Here is a 21,486-nt window from a genome sequence, read left to right as displayed (position 1 = left end):
ACCGCCGTTCAGCGCGGGTCAGGCCCGCTCCCTGGAGAATCGTCCATGAGCCGCCTCGGCCGGTCGGTCGTCACCGGATGGATCGTGTCGGGCCTGGCGGCGCTGGCCACGGCCGCGCCGCTGGGCGAACCCGTCGCCGACCTCCACTTCACCGACATCTGGTACCAGCAGCGCTCGCTGGCCGATCTGGGGAAGCCGCCGGCGACGGTGCTGGTGTTCGTCAATCTCACCTGCCCGTTGGTACGGCGCAGCTGGCCGAAGCTGGTCCGGCTCGACGAGGCGTTCGCGCCGCGCGGGGTGAGGATCGTCGCCGTCGACGCGGCCGCCGGCGACGAGATCGCCGAGCTGGCCCGCGTCGGGCTCGACCACGGCGTTCCCTTCCCGCTGGTGAAAGACACGACGGGCGCCCTCGCCGCCGCGGTCGGCGCCGAATTCACGCCGCAGGCGGTGGTCCTCGACGCGGATCGCCGCATCGTCTACCGCGGGCGGATCGACGACCAACTCCGCCTCGGCGGCGAGCGCCCCGCGGCGACGCGCGAGGATCTCCGCGAGGCGCTCGAAGACGTCCTCGCCGGCCGGCCGGTGGCGGTCGCCGAGACCCCCGTCGACGGCTGCCGGATCACACGCCCCGCCCCGGCCGAGCCCGACCGCACGGTCACGTTCCACGAGCATGTCGCCCCGCTCCTGGCCGCCCACTGCCAGGAGTGCCACCGCGCCAACGGCGGCGCGCCGTTTCCGCTGGTGACCTACGACGACGTCGCCGGGCAGGCGGCGGCGGTCGCCGACGCCGTCGCCGAGCGGCGCATGCCGCCGTGGTACGCCAGCCGCCACGAGCACTTCTCCAACGAGCGCGGCCTGTCCGCCGAGGAGCGCCGGCTGGTCGCCGCCTGGGTGGGCGCGGGCAGCCCGGCCGGGGACCCCGCCAAGACTCCCCCCGCCCCGTCGCCGGCGCCGGCATGGGAGATCGGCACGCCGGACCTCGTCGTCACGGCGCTGGGGTCCGACTCGCTCCCGGCCGACGGCTTTGTCGACTACCGCTACGTCATCCTTCCGCACGTGTTCCTCGCCGAGACGTGGATCTCGGGGATCGAGATCAAGCCGTCGAATCCCGGCACGGTCCACCACTGCAACCTCGCCTACATGGCAGTCGGCGATCCGGTCGACGACAGCAACTTCATCACCGGCCGCGTCCCCGGTGGCACGGCGATGATCCTCGACGAAGGGATGGGGTTCCGGATCCCGGCCAACTCGGTCCTCGTCCTCCAGATCCACTACACCACCACGGGCAAGCCGGAGACCAACCGGATGAGCGTCGGCCTCCGCTACCCACGGGCGCGGATCGACCGCGAGCTCAAGCACCTCCAGGTGACGACGTCGAAGTTCGAGATCCCACCGGGGGCCCCGTTCCATCCGGTGACCGCCGTCCGCACGCTCCCCTGCGATGCCTTCGGCGTGGGGATGTTCGCCCACATGCACCTCCGCGGGCGCGACATGACGTTCACGGCGCTGCGGCCCGACGCCGATCCCGAGACGCTGCTGGTGATCCCCAACTACCACTACGCCTGGCAGCAGAACTACCGCCTCACGCCCGGCGCCAAGCGATTCCCGAAGGGCACGCGGGTCGAGGTCACGGCCCACTTCGACAACTCGCCGTTCAATCCCTTCAACCCCGATCCCACCGTCGCGGTCCCCTACGGCCCGCAGACGATCCACGAGATGATGTTCGGGTTCTTCTTCTACGTCCCCGACGAGCCGCCCCTCGGCCTCGAGATCGATCCCGCCAACGGCCGCGTGCGGCCACCGCGGGCTGCCGCGGCCGGCGGCACCGGCGCGACGGCCGGCGCGGGCGGGTGACGGCGGCGCGGGAAACACCGCGCTGGTTTTGACTGGCGCCGTCGCCGGATCATGATGGGAATCTTCCACCATCAGGTGATCCGATGGCCGTGACCGGCTCCCGTCCGATGTGGTTTCCGTACTTCAAGGGTCGGCCCACCGACCACATCATCCGCTACTCCGGCGGCCGCCGTCGTGGCGAGGGGCCCGGGCTGGCGTTCTTCTACTGGCAGTACGACACCCAGGTCGTCGCCGTGCCGACGCAGAGCCAGGACGTCAACTTCGTGTTCAACGAGCTGTCCGCGGACCACCAGGAGATCACGCTCCAGGGGCAGGTGACGTTCCGGCTCGCCGAACCGCGGCGCGCCGCCGAACTGTTCGACTTCAGCATCGACCCGGTCAGCTACCGCCCCCTCTCCGAAGACCGCGACAAGGTCGGCCGCCGGATCGCCAACCTCGTCCAGGTCGCGACCCGCGACGAGATCACCCCTCGCCCCCTCGAACAGGCCCTCGCCGAGGCGCCGCGGCTCGCCGGCGCGGTTACCGCGGCACTGCGTGGGGGCCCCGGCCTTGCCGAGATGGGGGCCGAGCTGCTGACGGTGGAGTTCCTCTCGGTACGGCCCACCCCCGAGGTCGCCAAGGCGCTCGAGGCGGAGCTGCGCGAGTCGCTCCTCCGCCGCGCCGACATCGCCGTCTACGCCCGGCGCGCTGCCACCGTCGACGAGGAGCGCACGATCCGCGAGAAGGAGCTCGCCGGCGAGAAGACGCTCGAGGAACAGCGCCGGGAAATGATCGCGTTGCAAGGGGCCAACGCCCTGGAGGAGGCGCGAAACGCCGCCTCCGCCCGCGCCGTCGCCGCCGATGCCGAAGCCGACTTCCAGCGGAAGCGGCTCGACGTGTTTCGCGATGTCGATCCGCGGTCGCTGCTCGCGCTGGCGATGCGTGAACTGGCCGACAACGCCGGCAACATCGGCAACCTGACGATCACCAGCGACATTCTCGCTTCGCTCCTCGACGGCCGTGGGGCCGAGCGGTCGGGTCGCTGACGCGCTGCCGCTCGGCCGCGCCCGCTCCCCCGCCGCCACTTCACCCACTCCCGATGGCGAACTCGATTGCCAAGATCGTCGTCGTGACCCGCAAGACGGTGCTCGAGGAGCTCGTCGAGCGCCACGGCACGCGTGGCCAGGCCCGGTTCCTCACCGAGAACCGCGGCGAGTCGTTCGCCGGCATCGAAGCCGCCCACGCCGCTTACGAGCGGGCGCTGGCCGACGTGACCGCGGCCTTGCCGGCGGGGATCCGCACGCAGCGGATCGAGCGCGGCTTCCTCCCGAACTTCCTCTTCGGGCCGCACGACCTGGTGGTGACGCTCGGCCAGGACGGGCTGGTGGTCAACGTCGCCAAGTACCTCGCCGGCCAGCCGCTGGTGGCCTTCAACCCCGACCCGGAGCGGATCGACGGCGTCCTGGTGCCGTTTGCCGTGGCGACCGCGGCAGCCACGCTCGGGGCGGCGGTGGCCGGCGCCTTGCCGGTGCGGCGCGTGACGATGGCCCGGGCGACGCTCGACGACGGCCAGGTGGTCGACGCGGTCAACGACCTGTTCGTCGGCGTCCAGTCGCATGCCTCGGCGCGCTACCGGCTGGAGTGGCGGAACCGGCGCGAGGACCAGTCGAGCAGCGGCGTGATCGTGTCCACCGGTGCCGGATCGACGGGCTGGTACCGCTCGGTGGTGACGGCGGCGGCGGGGATGGCCGCGGCGCTCGGCGCGGGGCGCGCGGCCGCCGGGATCGCCGAGCGCTACCGGTTCGACGCCGAGGCGCGCGAGCTGCGGTTCAGTGTCCGCGAGCCGTTTACCAGCCGGTCGAGCCAGGCGACGATCGTCTGCGGCACCGTCGCCGCCGGCGAGTCGCTCGACATCGTCTCGCAGATGCCGCGCGGCGGCGTGATCTTCAGCGACGGGATGGAGCAGGACTTCGTCCGCTTCGATGCCGGAATGCGCGCCCGGATCGGCATCGCCGACCGCCAGCTGGCGCTGGTCTGGCCGGCATCCCCCGGCCGGCCCGACTGACGACCGGGCAGATAATTTCATTGATTGCAGTGCAACCATCGAGTACGATCGTGGGACGTTCTCTACGGAGTGACTTCATGGCGAGCATCACGATCCGGAATCTCGACGATGGCATCAAGCAGCGGCTCCGCGTTCGCGCCGCGCTTCATGGCCGGTCGATGGAGGAGGAGGCGCGTGACATCCTCCGCCGTGTGATTGACCAGACCGATCCACCCCGCGATCTCGCGGCCGCGATCCGGGCCCGGATCTCTCCCGCGGATCGGGCCGACGTGGCGCTTCCGCCGCGACAGGCGCTGCGAACGCCACCGCGCCTCCGGCCGGAACGCCGATGATCGTGCTCGACACGAACGTGGTCTCCGAGTTGCTCCGGCCGTCACCAGCTCCGGCGGTCGAGGCGTGGCTCGCGGCTCAGGATGGCGCCGAGGTCTACTTCACGGCGGTCGGTGAGGCCGAACTGCTCCACGGACTGGCGATCCTGCCCGCCGGGAAGCGCCGGCACGGACTCGCGCAGGCGATCGAGGGAATACTCGAGGAGGATTTCCGCGATCGCATCCTGCCGTTCGACCGCGCGGCGGCCCAGGCCTATGCGACGATCGCCGCCGAGCGCCGCGCCGCCGGCCGCACGATCAGCCAGTTCGACTGTCAGATCGCCGCCATCGCCCGCGCTCGTGGAGCCACCGTCGCCACGCGAAATACCGGTGACTTTCGCGGATGCGGGATCGTCGTGATCGATCCGTGGAACGGCCCTGCGGCGGGTTGATCGCCGCCAGCCGCTACCCTCGGTCATGCCTCCGCCAGCCTCGCGAGATCTCTCAGTCCTTGAGGTCGAAGAGCCGCTTGAGGGCGTCGAGGAGGCCGTGCGGCGGCCCGGCGTGGCTGGCTGTGCGCAGCGACTTGAGCGGGACGTGGAGGAGCTTGGCCGCGTAGCGCTCGAATGCCTGACGGATCTCGCTCCGCGCCGCGTCGTCGAGGTCCGGCAGGCGGCGGAACAGCCGCTCGAGCTCCGCGTCACCGCGCTCGCTCCAGCCGGCACGGAGCTGCTCGATCACCGGTGCCGTCGAGCGATGGTGGAGGTCCCCCATGAACCGCCGCGCCTCCTCGTCGACGATCGCCAGCGCCGCCGGCACCTCGCGCTGCCGGCTCTTGCGGTTGGCGTCGCAGGCGGCGGCGAGGTCGTCGATCGCCGTCAGCCACACCCCCGGCCGCGTGCCGATCCGCGGATCGAAGTCGCGCGGCACGGCGAGGTCGAGGACCACCAGCGCCCGGCCACCGCGCCGCGGCTCCGCCTGGCGGAAGGCGTCGAGCGAAACGACCGGCTGGCTGGCACCGGTCGTGCTCACTACCAGATCGGCCGCGGCGAGCTCGGCCACGATGTCGGCGAGGCTCCCCGCCCGGCCGCCGATCTCGGCGGCGAGCTCCGCGCTCCGGGCCGCCGTGCGGTTGAGGACCACGATGTCGCGGGCCCCCGCCTCGCGGAGGTAGCGGAGCGTCTCGCGGGCCATCTTCCCGGCGCCCACCAAGAGCACGCGCTTGTCGTCGAAGCGTTCGAAGACACCGCGGGCGAAGTCGTTGACGGCGACGCTCGGGATCGAGAGCCGCTCGCGGCCCAGCGCCGTCTCGCTGGCGACGCGCTTGGCGGTCCGCAGCGCCGCCTGGAACAGGTCGCCGGTCAGCGGCCCGGCGGTCCGGCTGTCCTGCGCCAGGGCCCAGGCCTGCTTGACCTGGGCGAGGATCTGCGGCTCGCCGAGCACCATGCTGTCGAGCCCCGAGGCGACGCCGAACAGGTGGCGAACGACCGCCTCGTCGCGGTCCCCGTCGAGCACCGGGGCGAGTACACGTTCGTCGATTCCCCGGCACTCGGCGAGGAACGACACGATCTGGCCTGGCGACGGGGCCGCCGTGTCGGCGCCGCCGGCGGCGTACAGCTCGACGCGGTTGCAGGTCGAAAGGAGCACGACCTCGCGGCCCGGGAAGCGGTCGCGGAAGCGTCGCAGCGCCTCGGCCGCCTGGTCGGCGGAGAAGGCGAGCCGCTCGCGGAGGTCGAGCGGCACGGTGCGGTGCGTTCCCCCGGCGAAGGCGAGCGTCATGGCCGCACCCCGGCCGGCGGTGGTGGCGGGGCATCGGGGGGCACGCCGTGGCGCGAGTGGCCGAGAACGCCCCACAGGATGCTCGCCGTGAGGCAGATCAGGCTCGCCACTGCCAAGAATGCACGGGTCCGCGCCGCCCCGGGGCGATGGCGGACGGCCTGGGCGATGGCGGCCGCGACCACGAGCCATGCCACCAGCGCCCCGAGGCGAATGATCACCGGATCGCTCCAGGGGATCGTGTCAAGCAGGCCGCGCCGGTGGTTGACGGCGTTGAGCACCAGACCGGAGACGAACCCCGCTGCCGCGGTCGAGGCGGCGGCCGGGAACGTCCACTGCAGCGTGCCGGCGAGTTTCTCGAGGCTCGGCAGGCGCAGGCCCGGAGTCGCGGCGCGGTGCTGCGCGAGCCGTCCCGCCTGCAACAGCCACATCACGCCGGCAGTCCCGCCGACCGCCACGGCGACGCTGGCGGCAAGGTTGAACACGCCGTGGACCGCCCCCCAGGCCTGAGTCGCCGGGCTCTGGGGAAAGGGCTCGCGGCTCGAGATCTCGGCCGCGCCGATGAGCCCGAGGACGACCGGCAGGAGGAACAATCCGACCGGGGTCCGCGGGTTGGCGAGCGTCGCCCACAGATAGCCGCCGGCCAACAGCCACGCGGCCAGGAGATACCAATCGAATGGGCTCGACAGCGGCACGGCCGGCTCGTGGGCGGCCCGCCACCCGAGGAACAGGGTGTGGGCGACCAGCCCCGCGGCGGCGAACGCCACCATCGCCGCCCCGCGGATCCCGGAGCGGAACAGCAGCCGCGAGCCTTCGCAGGCCAGCGCCACCAGATAGCTGGCGGCGAAGCAGACGACGGAGATGCCCGCCACGAATTCACCCATCCCGACCCGGTCCTCGGGGGAATGCTGAACCGACCTATTGTAGTCGGCCCGCGGATCCGATCCCGCGGCCGAAACCGCCGCTCGATCCACCCTATACTGCGCCGATGATCCCCGCGGCCACGCCCCCGCCCACCGCCACCGACCGCTATTCCCACGCGCTGTTCCTCCGCGCCTGCCGCCGTGAGCCGGTCGAGCGGACTCCGGTGTGGCTGATGCGCCAGGCCGGCCGCTATCTCCCCGAATACCGGCAGGTCCGCGATCGTGTCGGGTTCATGGAGCTGGTGAAGACGCCGCGCCTCGCGGCCGACGTGATGATCGCCACCGTCGAGTGCCTCGGGGTCGACGCCGCGATCATCTTCAGCGACCTGCTGCCGATCCTCGAGCCGATGGGGATGGACCTGGAGTTCGCCGCCGGCGAGGGGCCGGTGATCCACAATCCCCTCCGCGATCCGGCCGACCTCGGGCGGTTCCACGAGCTCGGCGACGTCGACGCGCTGGGGTACGTGATGGACTGCGTCGCGGCGACGCGCGCCGGCCTCGACGACTCGATCCCGGTGATCGGGTTCGCCGGCGCGCCGTTCACGCTCGCCGGGTACTGCATCGAAGGGGGAACCAGCCGCTCCTGGCAGCGGACGCGCTCCTTCATGCTCCGCCACGAATCGGCCTGGCACGACCTGATGGGACGGCTGGCACGGGCAGTGAGCCGGTTCCTCTGCGCGCAGCTCGATGCCGGGGCGCAGGCGGTGCAGCTATTCGACAGCTGGGTCGGGTGCCTCGGGCCCGCCGACTACGTCCGCTACGTGCTCCCCCATTCGCGCGTGGCGCTCGAGGCGGCGTCGCGGCGGGCGCCCGTGATCCACTTCGCCACGGGAAACCCGGCGCTGTTGCCCCATCTGGCGTCCGCCGGCGGGACGGTGATCGGGATCGACTGGCGGATCGACCTGCTCGACGCCTGGCGGGCTGTCGGGGCCGACCGTGCCGTCCAGGGGAATCTCGACCCCACGCTCCTGCTCGCCGACCGGGCGACCGTCCGCCGGCGGACGCGGGAGCTGCTCGACGCCGTCGCCGGCCGGCCGGGTCATGTGCTCAACCTCGGCCACGGGGTGCTCCCCGAGACACCGGTGGAAAACGTCCTCGAGCTGATCGCCACCGCCCGCGGCGGCTGATGACCGCGGCACTGTTCGCCACGCCGCCCCCCGCCGGGGTACAACAGCCTGCTTCGCGCCGCCGGCCCCCCGGGACGGTCCGAAGCCCGCCGGGACCGCTTGCATGTCGAGCTTCCAGCAACGCCTCTTCCACCTCTTCGACCCGGCCGACGTCGCCGCCGCACGAGCCGTCGACGAGATCCGCGTCTCCTGCCCGCGTGTCGGGCGCGTGCAGGCGGTGGTCAGCCAGGAAGCGGGAGTGGTGCACGAGGTGCACCTCGAGTTGTCGGCCGGACGCCGCGGTGGAATGACGCTCGAGGTCCGCTGCTCGACCGATCGCGGTCGCCTCGGCGAACCGTGCGCGATCCTCGCCGCCGTCCTCCTCGAAGTCGATCGCCGCGGCCTGCTGTCGCGGATCGGCGACCACACGCCGCTGGTCCTGGAAGTGCTCCCCGACGAGGGAGCGGCCGACGAGATCGAGGACGACGCCTTCGCGCCCGCGGCGGAGGATGACGATGATTCCCCCGCCGCCGCCGTGCCCGTCGCGCCGCCGGTGGCGGCGGACCGGCGCGGAGGCCGGCAGCCCGCCTGGCTGACAGACCTCGAGGAGCGCCGCCGGCTGGTGGAGCCGGCGGTCCGCGGCCGGGGTTTTCCCCTCGCCGAGGCCCGGCGGCAGGGCGGCGGGCTGGTGTTTCTCCTCGATCTGGGCGCCTCCACCGAGAGCCGCTCGGCGATCCTCCTCCCCGCCCGGATGCAGCTCGACGTCGCCGGCCAGGCGACGGGACGCCCACGGGCGGTGATCATCGGCTCCGGCCCCGGCACCGAGGTCCCCTTCGACGACCTCGATGCCGCCGAGCAGGAGATCCTCGCCGGGCTGGTCGGCGCCCAGGTGGTGGGGGACGGGAGCGGAGAGGCCCTGGAGCGGCGGACGATCGCCCGGATCGCCGTCAACCCACGGGCCGCGTCGGCACGCCTCGCCGCACTGTGCGAAAGCGGGCGGCTGGTGATCCAGCCCGACGCCCGCCGCCACCCCGACACGGTCATCCCGCTCACCTGGGACGGCGGCCGCCCCTGGTCGTTCGCGTTGGTGCTCGGCCCCGACGAGCGCGCCGAGCTCCGCGGTGAGTCGCTCCGCGAGATGAGCGACGGCCCCGCGACCGGACCTCGGCCGGGCAAGGCCACACTCCGCGGAATGCTCGTCCGCGGGAGCGAGCGCCGCGAACTGGCCGAACCGCGCGCGATCCTCCGAGCGGGGCTGGTGATCTTCGCCGACCGGCTCGCCCGGCTGGCGGTCGAGGAGGCGACCGGCTGGATGGAGCAGTTCGAGCGGCGTGGGCCGCTCGAATGCGCCGGGGCCCAGGTCGATCAGTTGATCGTGCGCTTGGCGGCGCTGGCCGACATGCCGCGGCTGGAGCTGCCGGCGTGGTGCCGCTGGACCGTGGAATCGGGTTCGCCGCGCCCCCGGCTCGTCCTCGACGACTCCCGGACGGTGATCGACGACGAGCCGGCCGATGCCGGGCCGGCGCGGCGCCGACGGACCGCCCCGCGCGTCCAGCTGGCGGGACGGGTGTGGTTCGATTACGGCGGTCTGTCGGTCGCCGCCGACGATCCGGCGGGGGGCGCCGCCGATGCCGACCGACGGTTGCTCGTGCGCCGCAACCGTGCCGCCGAGCGCGTGGCACTGGGTCATCTGGTGCGCCTCGGTGCCTCGCCGGCCCGGCCCGACGCCGCGGGCACGCCCCCCGATCACCACGTCGAGATGGCCCGGGCGCGGCTCGACGCGTCGGTGCCGCAGCTCGCGGCCGCCGGCTGGAACGTCGAGGTCTCGGGCCGCCGTTACCGTCCGGCGGGCAGCGTCGCCTGGAACGTGACCAGCGGAATCGACTGGTTCGAACTCGCCGGGAGCATCGACTTCGGCGGCGTGACCGGCGACCTCCCCGCGATTCTCGAGGCGCTTGCCTCCGGATCGCGTGCGGTGGAGCTGTCCGACGGCTCGCTGGGGATCCTGCCGGAGGGGATGGCCGAGCAGTTCGAGCCGATGATCGCCCTGGCGACACGGCACGACGGCCGGCTGCGCTACAGCCGGCTCCAGGTCGCCCTCCTCGACGCCCTGCTCGCCGGGCAGCCGCAGTCGCAGGTGGACGAGGCGTTCGCGCACCTGCGTGCCGAGCTGGCGGCCGGCGATCGGCCGGAGGCGGAAACCGAGCCGACCGGATTCCAGGGGACGCTGCGCCACTACCAGCGCGAGGGCCTCGGCTGGCTGACGTTCCTGGAGCGGATGGGGCTGGGCGGCTGCCTGGCCGACGACATGGGTCTTGGCAAGACGATCCAGGTCCTGGCGATGCTCGTCCGCCGTCGGGCGACCCTCGAGGCCGGTGGCCTCGGCCACCGCCCGTCGCTGGTCATCGTGCCCAAGAGCCTGGTGTTCAACTGGATCGAGGAGGCGACTCGCTTCGCGCCGCAGCTGCGCGTCCTCAACCACACCGGCAACACGCGTGGCGAGGCAGCCGGGTCGATGACCGATCACGACGTCGTCCTCACCACCTACGGCACGCTCCGCCGCGACATCGTCCGCCATCGCGAGGTCGAGTTCGACTACGTCGTCCTCGACGAGGCCCAGTCGATCAAGAATGCCGGCAGCCAGGCTGCCAAGGCGTGCCGGCTGTTGCGTGCCCGGCACCGCCTGGCGCTGACCGGGACGCCGGTCGAGAACCACATCGGCGAGCTGTGGAGCATCTTCGAGTTCCTCAATCCCGGCCAACTGGGCAGCGCGTCGCGGCTCAAGCGGTTCCTCGCCGGCGGCCAGGGAACCGGGGCTGCCGAGGTGGTCGCCCGAGCGGTCAAGCCGTTCCTGCTGCGGCGCACCAAGGCGCAGGTGCTCTCCGACCTTCCCGAGAAGACCGAGCAGACGATCTTCTGCGAGCTCGGCGAATCGCAGCGCAAGACCTACGACGAGCTCCGCGAGCACTACCGTCTCGAGCTCTCCGGCCGCATCGGCAGGCTGGGGATCGGCAAGGCGCGGTTCGCGGTCCTCGAGGCGCTGCTCCGGCTGCGGCAGACGGCGTGCCACCCGGCGCTGATCGATCCGTCGCGGATCGACGAACCGGGGGCGAAGCTGGAGACCCTCCTCGAGCAACTCGGCGAGGTGATCGACGAGGGGCACAAGGTCCTGGTGTTCAGCCAGTTCACCAGTTTCCTCGCGATCCTCCGCCATCACCTCGACGGCCGCGGCCAGACCTACGAGTACCTCGACGGCAAGACGACCGACCGGCAGGCGCGCGTGACCCGCTTCCAGGAAGACCCCGACTGCCGGCTGTTCCTCGTCAGCCTCAAGGCCGGCGGGCAGGGGCTCAACCTCACCGCCGCCGACTACATCTATATCCTCGACCCGTGGTGGAATCCCGCCGTCGAGGCACAGGCCGTCGACCGCGCACACCGCATCGGCCAGACACGGCGCGTGTTCGCCTACCGGCTCATCGCCCGTGACACGGTCGAGGAGAAGATCCTCGCCCTTCAGGCGCGGAAGCGCGAGCTGGCCGACTCGATCGTCCGCGCCGACGAGAACATGATCACCAGTCTGTCGGCCGACGACGTCGAGCTGCTGCTGTCGTGAGCCGCGCCCCCCAGGTGGCGGGCGGTGTCCCCGCGCCGGGGCCAGGATTCACCGAAAACTAACACCCCCGGTTCCGGGCCGGCGTACACTCTGGGCCGATCCAGGGCCGGCCGATCCGGCGTGGCGGGTCCGGCGCACAGCCCCGGCGGTTCCGAGGCGACGGCAGGTGAAACCAAACCCCTCCCGGAACAAGGCCGACGACGCCGCGGCCCAGCGGATCCTCGTCGTCGACGACGAGGACGACCTCCTCGAGCTCCTCCGCTACAACCTCTCGCGCGAGGGCTACCAGGTGACCTGTGTGGCGACCGGCGAAGACGCGCTGCGCAGCGTCCGCCGCCAGCCACCGGACCTGATCGTGCTCGATGTCATGCTGCCGGGGATCGACGGGCTCGAGGTCTGCCGGCGGCTGAAGAGCGAATCGAAGACGCGCGAGATCCCGATCGTGATGCTCACCGCCAAGAGCGAGGAGAGCGACATCGTCGCCGGGCTCGAACACGGTTCCGACGACTACATCGCCAAGCCGTTCAGCCCGCGCGTGCTCGTCGCCCGCGTCAAGGCACTGCTGCGCCGCCGTGAGACCGAGCTCGACACCACGATCCGCGTCCACGAACTGTCGATCCATCCCGGTCGCCACGAGGTGATCCTCGCCGGCACGCCGCTCGAGCTGACCTACACCGAATTCGCGCTGCTGCAGTTCCTCGCCAAGCGTCCCGGCTGGGCCTACACCCGGACGCAGATCGTCGACGCCGTCCGCGGAGAGGATTATCCTGTCACGGAGCGGTCGGTCGACGTCCAGGTGGCCGGTCTGCGGAAGAAGCTCGGCGTTCACGGCAGGTACATCGAGACCGTCCGCGGCGTCGGCTATCGGTTCCGGCCCTGAGCGACCGTGGTCGCCGGTCACCCCTCGTATGCCCCGCACGCGGCTCGTCTGGCAGTTCTTCGCGGCGTTGGCGGCGGTGCTCGCCGGCCTGTTCGTCGCCGGCGCGTGGCTGGCGAGCGTGTCCCTCGGACGGCTCGCCGATGCCGCGGCCTTCCGGCGGCTCGAGGATGCCGCCGCGCTGGCGATCGCCGCGCTCGACACGGGGGGCGCGTCGATGCCCCACCGGATCTGGTCGGGGAGCGACGGCATGGCGGTGGAGTTCGTCGCCGCCGACACCCCGGCCGGCGCCGTCGGGGCGGGCCCGACGATGGCCGGTCCCCCGCGGCGCACGACGCGGTTCGATGCCGCGACCCGGCAGCGCGTGCTGTCGGTCACCCGGGCCGTGGAGTCCGGCCCCGCCTCCGGCGGACAGGTGCGCGTCACCCTCCAGGCCGGGAGCGACGACAAGCGTCTGGCCCGCGACCAGCGCACCCTCCTGGGCTGGCAGGTCGTCTGGGGATTGGCGGCCGCGGCCCTGGGGTACCTGGCGATCTCGCGGCTCACGCGTCCCGTCGAGGAATTGGCGCGGACGGCGACGCGCCTCGCCGACGGCACCGAGGGGGTCACGCTCGAGCGCCCGGAGAGCCGCGAGCTGGCGTCGCTGTCGGCCGCGATCGCCACGCTCCACGGTCAACTCATCGAGCGCGGGCTGACGATCGGCCGCCAGGGCACCCAGCAGGAAGCGGTCCTCGGCAGCATGATCGAAGGCGTGCTGGCGATCGACTCGCGGCAGCGGATCGTGAGCATCAACGCCACCGCCGCCGAGCTTCTCGGCCTCGACGGCGCCGGCGCCGTCGGCCGGCCGCTCCAGGATGCCGTCGACAACGCCGATCTCCGGCGCTTCGCCCTGCTGGCGATCGACTGCCGGACGCCCGTCGAGGACGACCTCCTCCTCCGCGGCCCGCGCGATCGGACGCTGCGCGTGCGTGGCACGGCGCTGCGCGACGTGTACGGGGAAGGGGGGGCGGTGATCGTCCTCAACGACATTACCGACATCCGGCGGCTCGAAAACGTGCGCCGCGAGTTCGTCGCCAACGTGTCCCACGAATTGAAGACGCCGGTGGCCTCGATCAAGGGGTTCGTCGAGACCCTGCTCGACGGGGCCGCCAACGACCCCGACGACTCGCGCCGGTTCCTGCGGATCATCGCCCGGCAGGCGGACCGCCTCGGAGCGATCATCGAGGATCTCCTCTCGCTGTCGCGGATCGAGCAGCAGGAGGGGGCGGGCAGCCTGCCGGTGGAGCACGTGGTGCTGGCCACCGTCGTCGACAACGTGGTCGCCGACTGCCTCCCCCGGGCCCGCGAGCGGGCGATCGAGCTAGCGGGGGAGTGTCCTCCCGACCTCGACGCGGCGGTCAACGCCCCGCTCCTCGAGCAGGCGCTGATCAACCTCGTCGACAACGCCATCAAATACAGCGATTCCGGCCGGCGGATCTGGATCACCGTCGCCCCGGGCAGCGGCGCCGGCGCGGTGACGCACGTCCGACTGGTGGTGCGTGACGAGGGCTGCGGGATCGAGGCCGAGCATCTCCCCCGCCTGTTCGAGCGCTTCTACCGGATCGACAAGGGGCGCAGCCGCAAGCTCGGCGGCACGGGACTGGGGTTGTCGATCGTCAAACACATCGCCCTGGCGCACGGCGGAACCGTCGCGGTGGAGAGCACACCGGGAGTAGGCAGCACGTTCACCATCGTTCTCCCGCGCGATGGCGCCACGGCGTGAACCCGCTCCCTCAGCCGGCGCCGCGCCGCGACCGGCCGTCATGGAAGGCGGTGATCTGCCGCCACGCCTCGGCCGGCGTCTCGGCCCAGGAAAACAGCTCGAGGTGGCGGTCGTCGATGACGCCATCGTCGGCGAGCCGCTGGAAATCGATGATCTTCGACCAGTATTCGCGGCCGTAGAGGATGATCGGCACCGGCTGCATCCGCTGCGTCTGCCGCAGCGTGAGCGTCTCGAACATCTCGTCGAGCGTGCCGAAGCCGCCCGGGAAGAGGACGACCGCCGCGGCACGGAGGATGAAATGGAACTTCCGCAGTGCGAAGTACTTGAACTGGAAGCACAGGTCGGGGGTGATGAACGGATTGGGCTGCTGCTCGGCGGGGAGCTTGATGTTCAGTCCGATCGACTGGCAGCCGACGTCGAAGGCACCGCGGTTGGCGGCCTCCATGATCCCCGGCCCGCCACCGGTGACGACGACGAACTTCCGCAATTCCTCGCACTGGTTGTCGATCGACACCAGCCGCGCGAATTCCCGGGCATCGTCGTAGTAGCGCGAGCGGTCGAGCAGCCGCTCCGCCCGGCTGACGTCGCGGGCCAGCCGGGCATCCCCGGGGGCCGCGGTCGCCGCACGCCGCGCCTCCGACAACCGGCGCTCGGCGGCGTTCTTCTCGACGATCTGCGTGCCGCCGAAGACGATCACGGTCGACTCGATCGCGTGCTGCTGGAACGCCAGCTCCGGTTTCTGCAGTTCCAGCAGCATCCGCACGCCGCGCAACTCGGTCTTCTCGAGCAGCGCGTGGTCCTCCTGCGCCAGCCGGTAGCTGGGGGAGCGGAGGATCGCCTCCATGTTGTCGGCCGCCAGCGCGACATCGTCACCGAGGACGGTGTCGGGGAGGATCGCGCAGGCCTTGGGGGCGGCAGGTTTGGTCTTCTTCGCCATCGCTTTCACCGGGTCGTCGGGGGCTGGGGAGGGGTCACGGGGCCGTCGAGATCGTGGCTGGCACCGAGCGCGGGAAGAGTCGCCTGCCATCCGAACCGCTCGTGGAGGCGCTCGGCCATGCCACGGGCGGCGGGAGGCTCGCCATGGACGAGAAACACGTTGCGCGGGGCCGGCATCCGCTCGAGCCACCGCGTGACCTCGTTGCGGTCGGCGTGGCCGGAGAGGGCGTCGACGCGGCGGATGGCGGCCCGGACGGGAATGTCGCGGCCGTGGATCCGCAGCGTGTCGGCACCGTCGAGGAGGCTGCGCCCGCGCGTGCCGGCCGCCTGGAAGCCCGCCACGAGGACGGTCGTCCGCGGATCGGGCAGGCGCCTGGCGAGGTGGTGGAGGATCCGGCCACCGGTCATCATCCCGCTGGAGGCGATCACGATGCCGCTGCCGGCATGACCGTTGATCGCCTTCGATTCCTCGGCCGTCCGTGCCATCCGCACCCACGGGGAGACGAGCGCCTCGGCGACGCCGGCGACGTTGGCTTCGGTGAAGTCGTGTTCGGCGGCGTGGCGGCGGAACACCTCCGTGGCCTCGACCCCCATCGGCGAGTCGATCCACACCGGGATCTCGGGGAGGCGCCCGGTGGCCATCAGCGTGCGCAGCAGGTAGACGAGTTGCTGCGTGCGGCCGACGGCAAACGAGGCCACGAGGATCATCCCGCCGCGCGGCAGCGCCTCGCGGATCGCGCGCTCGAGGTCGTCGAGCGGGCGGATCGCCGGATGGTCGCGATCGCCGTACGTGCTCTCGAGGACGAGGTGGTCGCAGGCCGGCGGCGGGCAGGGATCGGCGTAGAGCGGCGCGTCGTAGCGCCCGAGATCGCCGGAGAACAGCACCGTGGTCGGCCGGCCGGGGCCGTCGAGCTCGATCTCGACGAAGGCGCTACCGAGCATGTGGCCGGCGTCGTGGAACCGGCAGCGAACCCCACGGGCAGGCTCGAACACGCGCTGGCGCGTCACCGGGCGCACGCGCCGCAGCGTCCGGGCGACGTCGGCCTCGTCGTACAGCGGCAGCGCTGGTTGGTGGCGTGAGAACCCCTTGCGGTTGGCGTACATGGCATCCTCCTCCTGGCACTTCGCCGAGTCGTAGAGGAGCAGCGGAAGGAGGTCGGCCGTGGCCGGCGTGGCGAAGATCGGTCCCCGGAATCCCTCGCGAACCAGCCGCGGCAGCCATCCGGAATGGTCGATGTGGGCATGGGTGAGGACCACCGCGTCGACCGAGTCGGCCGGCGGGTCGAGCGGCCGCCAATTCCGCTCGCGGAGCCCCTTGTCTCCCTGGAACAGCCCACAGTCGAGGAGGATCCGCGCGCCGCCGTGATCGAGCAGGTGGCGCGATCCCGACACCACCCCCGCCGCCCCGAGAAACGTCAGCCGTGCCATCTGTTCACCCTCCGCCCCCGATTGCCCAGCCCGCGACTCACTGCCGTGGTGCCGCCGCCACGGTCTGCCCCGTCACCAATGCCTCGCCGTCGCGAAACCGGACCCCCCCGAGGCGGATCCCGGCGCCGGCAGAGTGGCCGTCGGTGAGATGCACGAGGAGGCGGTTGGCACCGTCGAGGCGACCCACCGTGACGGAAAGGCCGGCCCGGCGCAGCCCGGAGCCGATCCGCGCCATCAGCGCGTCGCCGGGCAGCGGCAGTCCGCCGAGCCCGGCGCCGTCGACGGCCAGTTCGATCGCCCCGCCGTCTCGCGGTCTGACCTCGGCACGGACCCAGACCAGCGCCGGCACCGGCCCGATCCAGCGGCGCACGCCGAGCCAGCACCGGTCGTCGGCGAATGCCACCCGTGGTGCCGACCAGCCCGCCGGGAGGAGGCGCGGATGATTGCGGGGGAGGTCGTGGCCGAGCCACGCGTTGACCTCGTCGTCGGTGACCAACGCGTCCCACGTCCCCGGCCGCATGGCCGCGGCGCGGAGGGCCGACGCGGTCGTGATCAGGCGCCCGGAGAGGCGCACCGCGTCCTCGTCGTCGGGCGACGACCCGGAGGAGAGTCCGGGGGCGACGGCCCGCAGCGCGGCCGGCTCGTACGACAGCGCGACGGCGATCGCCGCCAGCGCCGCCGCCGTCAGGGCGCCGGCCAGCCACAGCCACCGGCGCCATGGACCGCCGCCGCCCAGGGACGCCTGCGGCCGCGCCGCGGAAGCGGCCGGGGCGAAAGCCGTCGTGCGTGGTTGTGTGGGCGCCGTCCGGACCATGCGTAATCCCTGCACCAGCCCGCGACGGAAGCCAGCCGCGCCGGCGACGGGCCGCGTCGGCCGACGGTTGCGTCCGCCCCGCTGCCGTCAGCCGCCGGCTGTCGCGACAGCACGACAGCCGGCAGGACCACCGTGGCGGCGGTCAGGACAGGTTGCCGGCCGCGGCTCCTCCGCACCCGCCCCCGGTCGACCGCCCACCGCGCCGGTGATCGTCCGTCATTTTCGGCGCAAGTGTAGCGGCACGGGGCCGGCTGGCCGTCAGCCGACCGCGCCGAGGACCCTGCCAAACGCCACGGCCGGCGTCGTGGCAGCCGTGGTGATCTCGGTGACATGGGAGTCGTGGACAACGCGAACGCCGATCGGAGTGCCGGCCGGGACGTCGTCGACGGGCAGTTCGTCGCGGAGCACTTTGACGTGGGGCGGAGCCTCGATCCCGATCCGCACCTTGTCGCCGCTGACCCGCACGACCGTGACGACCACCGTGTCGCCGACGCGGATCCGCTCGTTCTGCCGCCGTGACAGCACCAGCATGGAATAGCCTCCCTGCCTCTCGATGACCTGAAATGGACCGGCCCGCGGTCGGACCCGACCGCCATCAGACCGGATATATGTACGGATGTCAACCATTACCGACAGCCGGTGACCGCGTCGTCGCGGGGGGCTAGGTAAGGTGTGCCGCAGAGGAAACATCGTCGGGACAGGGGGAGATTCTTGTCTCCGACGGTCCTCACACCGGTTAAACGCTTTATTCCGGAGCGAGGGAGCGCCGCCCGTTTTGAGGCCATGGCACACGGAGGGCTTTGTCCACGGATTGTCAGCAGGCTGCCGCCATCGTGATCGGCCGCCGGATGCGGCCGACGGCGACCTGGGAAACCCTTGGCGTTTCCCACGGTCGCCTGAGTGGACAAAGGCCACGGAGGGCTTTGTCCACGGACAGTCAACGTTCGGCGGTGGCGTTCCGACCGGCGTAGGTCTCGGCATCGACCACCTCGGCGACGGCCAACAGCGCCGACGCCGACTCGATGCGCCGCTGGTCAGTGGCGTCGAGGCGTGGAGCGAACCGGTGCCGGCTCCGCAGGACGCGTGATTGGCCCAGGCCCGGGCCGTCGAGTTCGAGGGTGACGGTCTCCGGGAGGAGGTTGGCGGCGGCGAGCTGACGATTGATCGCGATCCGCGCGAATGGGGGCACGCCGCCGGGGTGGGTCAGCGCCCGTAGCCCGAGCGCGACGTCGGCGAACGAGCGGTACTGTTCGGCGGCGCCGGACGTCGGGGCCGGCAGTGCGGCGACCGCGTAGCGGACTCCCGGGCCCTCGACCACGATCGCGTCGTCCGCGGACGGGTCGGCCGCCGGGCAGGTGGCCGACGCCGACCAGCGCACGAGCGGATCGTCGCTGCCCTCGGCCCACGTCCGCAGCGAAGCGAGCACGCGGGCCAGCCGCGTCGCCGGGATCTCGGTGCGCACGCGCCGCGCCGGGTCGATCACCACGACGCGTCCGCGGGCCGGATCGTGGAGGACGATCTCGCCTCCCGGCACCGCCTCGTCGGCGGCGGTCGACGGCTCGAGGAAGTTCCAAGCGACGCCGTCCTGGAACAGCGTCAGGCTCCGCGCCACCGGCTCCGGGGCGCTGCCTTCGGACAGTTCGGTCTCCACCCGGAGGAGGACGGCCGCGCCGGCAGGAGCCGGGTCGTCCCCGGCCAGGCCGACGGCACCTCCGGCAAGCGCACCGGCGACGAGGGTCGCCCGGAACCACACGGCGGCACCGGTCGGGAACGGCGAACAGGGGCGCATCGGGGCTCCTCCGGCAGGAAAAGGTGGCGGACGGTAGCAGCCGGCAGCCGGGGTCGCCAGGGGAGTCGCGGGCAGGGTCGCGGCCGATCGCCCTTGGCGTCGGTCGAAGCAGAAGCGGTGGGCCCCCCGGTGGTAGAACCGCGCCGGGGCCGACCGGTCCGGCCCGGTCTCCCCTCTGCACCGGGACCGCCGTCGCCGATGTTCCTCGCCGACCTCCTCGTCGTCTTCGCCGTCGCCGCGGTGGTCGTGTTCGCCTTCGGGCAGGCGCGCGTGCCGAGCGTGATCGGCCTGCTCGTCTCGGGCGTGATCATCGGTCCCTACGGGCTGTCGCTGGTGGCCGACGTTCACAGCGTCGAGCTGCTCGCCGAGATCGGCGTCGTCGTACTGCTGTTCACCGTCGGGCTCGAGTTCTCGCTGTCGCGGCTGGTGGCGATGCTGCCGGTGATGGTCGCGGTCGGACTCCCACAGGTGGCAGTGACGACGGCGGTCGTGGCCGCGGCGACGGCCTGGTACCTGGGGAGCGTCGCCCAGGGAATCTTCGCCGGCCTGCTGGTGGCGATGTCGAGCACCGCGATCGTGCTCAAGCTGCTCGCCGACCGCGGCGCGACCGGCACACCGGCCGGGCGGATCGCCGTCGCCGTGCTCCTCTTCCAGGATCTGCTGGTCGTCGCGGCGATGCTGGCGGTACCGCTGCTGGCGGCGGCCGCGGGCCGCGGGGAGCCGGCCGCCGGCGCCGCCCAGACGGGCGGGATCCTGCCGCAGGTGGCGCTCGGCGGCGCCGCGGTCGCCGCGGTGCTCATCTCCGGCCGGCTCGCCGTGCCGCGGATCCTCCATGAGGTGGTCCGGCTGCGCAACCGTGAACTGTTCCTGATCACGATCGTGCTGATCTGCCTGGGGACGGCGGCGCTCACCGCCCGCGTCGGGCTGTCCCTGGCGCTGGGGGCGTTCCTCGCCGGGCTGGCGCTGGCCGAGAGCGAGTACGGTCACCAGGTGTTCACCGAGATGCTTCCGTTCCGCGACACGCTCGCCAGCCTGTTCTTCGTGTCGGTGGGCATGCTTCTCGACGTCCGTTTCCTCGCCGCCAACGCCGGGCTCGTCGCCGTCACCGTGGTGGCGATCGTCGTCGCCAAGACGGTGGCCACGGCACTGCCGGCCGTGCTCGCCGGCCATCCGCTGCGGACGGCGCTCGTCGCGGGGGCGACGATCGCGCAGGTCGGGGAGTTCTCGTTCGTGCTCGGCTCGCGTGGCCTCGAACTGGGCCTGCTGGCCGACCGCGACTACCAGACCTTCCTCGCCGCCGCCGTGCTCACCATGGCGGCCACGCCGCTGGCGGTCGCCGCGATGCCGCGGCTGCTCGACCGTCTCGCCGGCCTCCCGGCCCTGCGGCGCTGGCTGCCCGAAGCCGCTCCGGCGGCGCCCCCCAGCGTCCTGGCCGACCACGTGATCATCGCCGGTTTCGGGCTCAACGGCCGGACGCTCGCCACGGCGCTCGGCGAATGCGGGATCCCCCACGTGGTCCTCGAGGTCAATCCGCAGACGGTCCGGCTCCAGCGTGCCGCCGGCCTCGACATCCAGTTCGGCGACTGCACGCGCGCCGCGGTCCTCGACCACGCCGGCATCCGCCGCGCAGGGGCGTTGGTGATCGCGATCTCCGACCCGGCCAGCACGAGGCGCGCCGTCGGCGTCGCCCGCCAGCTGGCCCCGGCCGTGCCGATCCTCGTCCGCAGCGAGTACATCGCCGAGGTCGAGGATCTCGTGGCGCTGGGGGCCACCGAAGTCGTCCCGGCGGAGTTCGAGACTGCGCTGGCGCTGTTCGAGCGGGTGCTGGGGATGTACGACGTACCCGCCGAGTCGATCGACGGCCTCGTCGAGCGGATGCGGCTGGAGAACTACGGCCTGCTCCGCGGCAGGGGCGCGTCGCGCGTTGCCGCGGGGAGTGGCGTCGGCCTGGTGACGGTCGTGCTCCCCGCCGACAGCCCGGCGGCGGGCCGGTCGATCGGCGAGTTGGCGATCCGCTCGACCACCGGGGCGACGGTGATGGCCGTGCGCCGCGCCGGAGCCGTGCGTTCCAACCCCGGGCCCGGCGAGCGCCTCGCCGCCGGCGACGGGGTGTCGTTCATCGGCACCCCGGCGCAGCGCGTTGCCTGTGCGGCCCTCCTCGCCCCGGCCCACCCGGGGGGACCGGAGAAAGTGCCCGTCGCATCGTGACGGGCCTTCCCGAACCACGGGGGGAATCGACGGGGCGCTTGCGGGCGA

At 72.3% G+C, this 21,486-nt stretch carries 17 protein-coding genes; 10 read left to right on the top strand and 7 right to left on the bottom strand.

The window, feature by feature from the left end; all coding sequences use genetic code 11:
- Window positions 1-45 precede the first annotated feature (45 nt).
- The 5 genes from FJ309_10800 to FJ309_10780 all read left to right on the top strand — a co-directional run bounded on the left by FJ309_10800 (window position 46) and on the right by FJ309_10780 (window position 4,658).
- Window positions 46-1,854, top strand: a complete 1,809-nt coding sequence (locus tag FJ309_10800; protein MBM3955085.1) for a redoxin domain-containing protein — start codon at window positions 46-48, stop codon at window positions 1,852-1,854.
- An 83-nt stretch (window positions 1,855-1,937) separates the two neighbouring features.
- Window positions 1,938-2,879, top strand: a complete 942-nt coding sequence (locus tag FJ309_10795) for an SPFH domain-containing protein (GenBank protein MBM3955084.1) — start codon at window positions 1,938-1,940, stop codon at window positions 2,877-2,879.
- A 53-nt stretch (window positions 2,880-2,932) separates the two neighbouring features.
- Window positions 2,933-3,898, top strand: coding sequence for a sugar kinase (locus FJ309_10790; protein ID MBM3955083.1), 966 nt, complete (start codon window positions 2,933-2,935; stop codon window positions 3,896-3,898).
- A gap of 77 nt (window positions 3,899-3,975) precedes the next feature.
- Window positions 3,976-4,230 carry a plasmid stabilization protein gene (locus FJ309_10785; GenBank protein MBM3955082.1) on the top strand — a complete coding sequence of 85 codons (255 nt, stop codon included), beginning with the start codon at window positions 3,976-3,978 and terminating at the stop codon, window positions 4,228-4,230.
- The gene (locus tag FJ309_10780; protein ID MBM3955081.1) at window positions 4,227-4,658 is read left to right on the top strand and encodes a type II toxin-antitoxin system VapC family toxin; all 432 of its coding nucleotides are present in this window, start codon (window positions 4,227-4,229) and stop codon (window positions 4,656-4,658) included. The genes FJ309_10785 and FJ309_10780 overlap by 4 nt, the downstream gene beginning before the upstream one ends.
- 52 nt (window positions 4,659-4,710) lie before the next feature.
- Here FJ309_10780 and FJ309_10775 read toward each other — a convergent pair whose 3' ends face one another.
- Window positions 4,711-5,985 (bottom strand): glutamyl-tRNA reductase, encoded by a 1,275-nt coding sequence (locus FJ309_10775; protein MBM3955080.1) that lies wholly within the window; start codon window positions 5,983-5,985, stop codon window positions 4,711-4,713.
- On the bottom strand, window positions 5,982-6,866 hold the full coding sequence (locus FJ309_10770) for a hypothetical protein (protein ID MBM3955079.1): 885 nt from the start codon (window positions 6,864-6,866) through the stop codon (window positions 5,982-5,984). Before FJ309_10770 ends, FJ309_10775 begins: the two co-directional genes overlap by 4 nt.
- 104 nt (window positions 6,867-6,970) lie before the next feature.
- Between FJ309_10770 and hemE the strand changes: the two genes are divergently transcribed.
- The 4 genes from hemE to FJ309_10750 all read left to right on the top strand — a co-directional run bounded on the left by hemE (window position 6,971) and on the right by FJ309_10750 (window position 14,263).
- Window positions 6,971-8,032, top strand: a complete 1,062-nt coding sequence (gene hemE, locus FJ309_10765; protein MBM3955078.1) for a uroporphyrinogen decarboxylase — start codon at window positions 6,971-6,973, stop codon at window positions 8,030-8,032.
- 103 nt (window positions 8,033-8,135) lie between these two features.
- A complete protein-coding gene (locus FJ309_10760) occupies window positions 8,136-11,624 on the top strand; it encodes a DEAD/DEAH box helicase (GenBank protein ID MBM3955077.1) in 3,489 nt (1,162 codons plus the stop codon).
- Window positions 11,625-11,790: 166 nt separating this feature from the next.
- Window positions 11,791-12,504, top strand: coding sequence for a response regulator (locus tag FJ309_10755; protein ID MBM3955076.1), 714 nt, complete (start codon window positions 11,791-11,793; stop codon window positions 12,502-12,504).
- A 28-nt stretch (window positions 12,505-12,532) separates the two neighbouring features.
- A complete protein-coding gene (locus tag FJ309_10750; GenBank protein ID MBM3955075.1) occupies window positions 12,533-14,263 on the top strand; it encodes a PAS domain-containing protein in 1,731 nt (576 codons plus the stop codon).
- A 10-nt stretch (window positions 14,264-14,273) separates the two neighbouring features.
- Here the strand turns inward: FJ309_10750 and FJ309_10745 are convergent, their stop codons facing one another.
- From FJ309_10745 to FJ309_10725, 5 genes are all read right to left on the bottom strand, one after another.
- A complete protein-coding gene (locus FJ309_10745; GenBank protein MBM3955074.1) occupies window positions 14,274-15,200 on the bottom strand; it encodes an LOG family protein in 927 nt (308 codons plus the stop codon).
- Window positions 15,201-15,205: 5 nt separating this feature from the next.
- Entirely contained in the window at window positions 15,206-16,627 is a 1,422-nt protein-coding gene (locus FJ309_10740) for an MBL fold metallo-hydrolase (protein MBM3955073.1), read from the bottom strand.
- A 37-nt stretch (window positions 16,628-16,664) separates the two neighbouring features.
- The gene (locus FJ309_10735) at window positions 16,665-17,441 is read right to left on the bottom strand and encodes a hypothetical protein (protein MBM3955072.1); all 777 of its coding nucleotides are present in this window, start codon (window positions 17,439-17,441) and stop codon (window positions 16,665-16,667) included.
- 258 nt (window positions 17,442-17,699) lie between these two features.
- Window positions 17,700-17,972, bottom strand: coding sequence for a carbon storage regulator (locus FJ309_10730; GenBank protein MBM3955071.1), 273 nt, complete (start codon window positions 17,970-17,972; stop codon window positions 17,700-17,702).
- Between the two features lie 406 nt (window positions 17,973-18,378).
- Window positions 18,379-19,230, bottom strand: a complete 852-nt coding sequence (locus FJ309_10725; protein MBM3955070.1) for a hypothetical protein — start codon at window positions 19,228-19,230, stop codon at window positions 18,379-18,381.
- Between the two features lie 198 nt (window positions 19,231-19,428).
- Here FJ309_10725 and FJ309_10720 point away from each other — a divergent pair, with 198 nt between their 5' ends.
- Window positions 19,429-21,438 carry a potassium transporter KefB gene (locus FJ309_10720; protein MBM3955069.1) on the top strand — a complete coding sequence of 670 codons (2,010 nt, stop codon included), beginning with the start codon at window positions 19,429-19,431 and terminating at the stop codon, window positions 21,436-21,438.
- Window positions 21,439-21,486 lie beyond the last annotated feature (48 nt).

The organism is Planctomycetota bacterium (genome assembly GCA_016872555.1).
Taxonomy (GTDB): domain Bacteria; phylum Planctomycetota; class Planctomycetia; order Pirellulales; family UBA1268; genus F1-20-MAGs016.
This window is presented reverse-complemented; position numbering and strand designations above follow the sequence as displayed.

What these genes read in the sequence shown, in the direction of transcription:
- FJ309_10735 (MBM3955072.1), bottom strand. Translation starts at nt 17,441, where the DNA reads ATGGTCCGGACGGCGCCCACACAACCACGCACGACGGCTTTCGCCCCG.
- FJ309_10770 (MBM3955079.1), bottom strand. Translation starts at nt 6,866, where the DNA reads ATGGGTGAATTCGTGGCGGGCATCTCCGTCGTCTGCTTCGCCGCCAGC.
- FJ309_10745 (MBM3955074.1), bottom strand. Translation starts at nt 15,200, where the DNA reads ATGGCGAAGAAGACCAAACCTGCCGCCCCCAAGGCCTGCGCGATCCTC.
- FJ309_10725 (MBM3955070.1), bottom strand. Translation starts at nt 19,230, where the DNA reads ATGCGCCCCTGTTCGCCGTTCCCGACCGGTGCCGCCGTGTGGTTCCGG.
- FJ309_10750 (MBM3955075.1), top strand. Translation starts at nt 12,533, where the DNA reads ATGCCCCGCACGCGGCTCGTCTGGCAGTTCTTCGCGGCGTTGGCGGCG.
- FJ309_10780 (MBM3955081.1), top strand. Translation starts at nt 4,227, where the DNA reads ATGATCGTGCTCGACACGAACGTGGTCTCCGAGTTGCTCCGGCCGTCA.
- FJ309_10760 (MBM3955077.1), top strand. Translation starts at nt 8,136, where the DNA reads ATGTCGAGCTTCCAGCAACGCCTCTTCCACCTCTTCGACCCGGCCGAC.
- FJ309_10730 (MBM3955071.1), bottom strand. Translation starts at nt 17,972, where the DNA reads ATGCTGGTGCTGTCACGGCGGCAGAACGAGCGGATCCGCGTCGGCGAC.
- FJ309_10775 (MBM3955080.1), bottom strand. Translation starts at nt 5,985, where the DNA reads ATGACGCTCGCCTTCGCCGGGGGAACGCACCGCACCGTGCCGCTCGAC.
- hemE (MBM3955078.1), top strand. Translation starts at nt 6,971, where the DNA reads ATGATCCCCGCGGCCACGCCCCCGCCCACCGCCACCGACCGCTATTCC.
- FJ309_10785 (MBM3955082.1), top strand. Translation starts at nt 3,976, where the DNA reads ATGGCGAGCATCACGATCCGGAATCTCGACGATGGCATCAAGCAGCGG.
- FJ309_10720 (MBM3955069.1), top strand. Translation starts at nt 19,429, where the DNA reads ATGTTCCTCGCCGACCTCCTCGTCGTCTTCGCCGTCGCCGCGGTGGTC.
- FJ309_10790 (MBM3955083.1), top strand. Translation starts at nt 2,933, where the DNA reads ATGGCGAACTCGATTGCCAAGATCGTCGTCGTGACCCGCAAGACGGTG.
- FJ309_10795 (MBM3955084.1), top strand. Translation starts at nt 1,938, where the DNA reads ATGGCCGTGACCGGCTCCCGTCCGATGTGGTTTCCGTACTTCAAGGGT.
- FJ309_10740 (MBM3955073.1), bottom strand. Translation starts at nt 16,627, where the DNA reads ATGGCACGGCTGACGTTTCTCGGGGCGGCGGGGGTGGTGTCGGGATCG.
- FJ309_10800 (MBM3955085.1), top strand. Translation starts at nt 46, where the DNA reads ATGAGCCGCCTCGGCCGGTCGGTCGTCACCGGATGGATCGTGTCGGGC.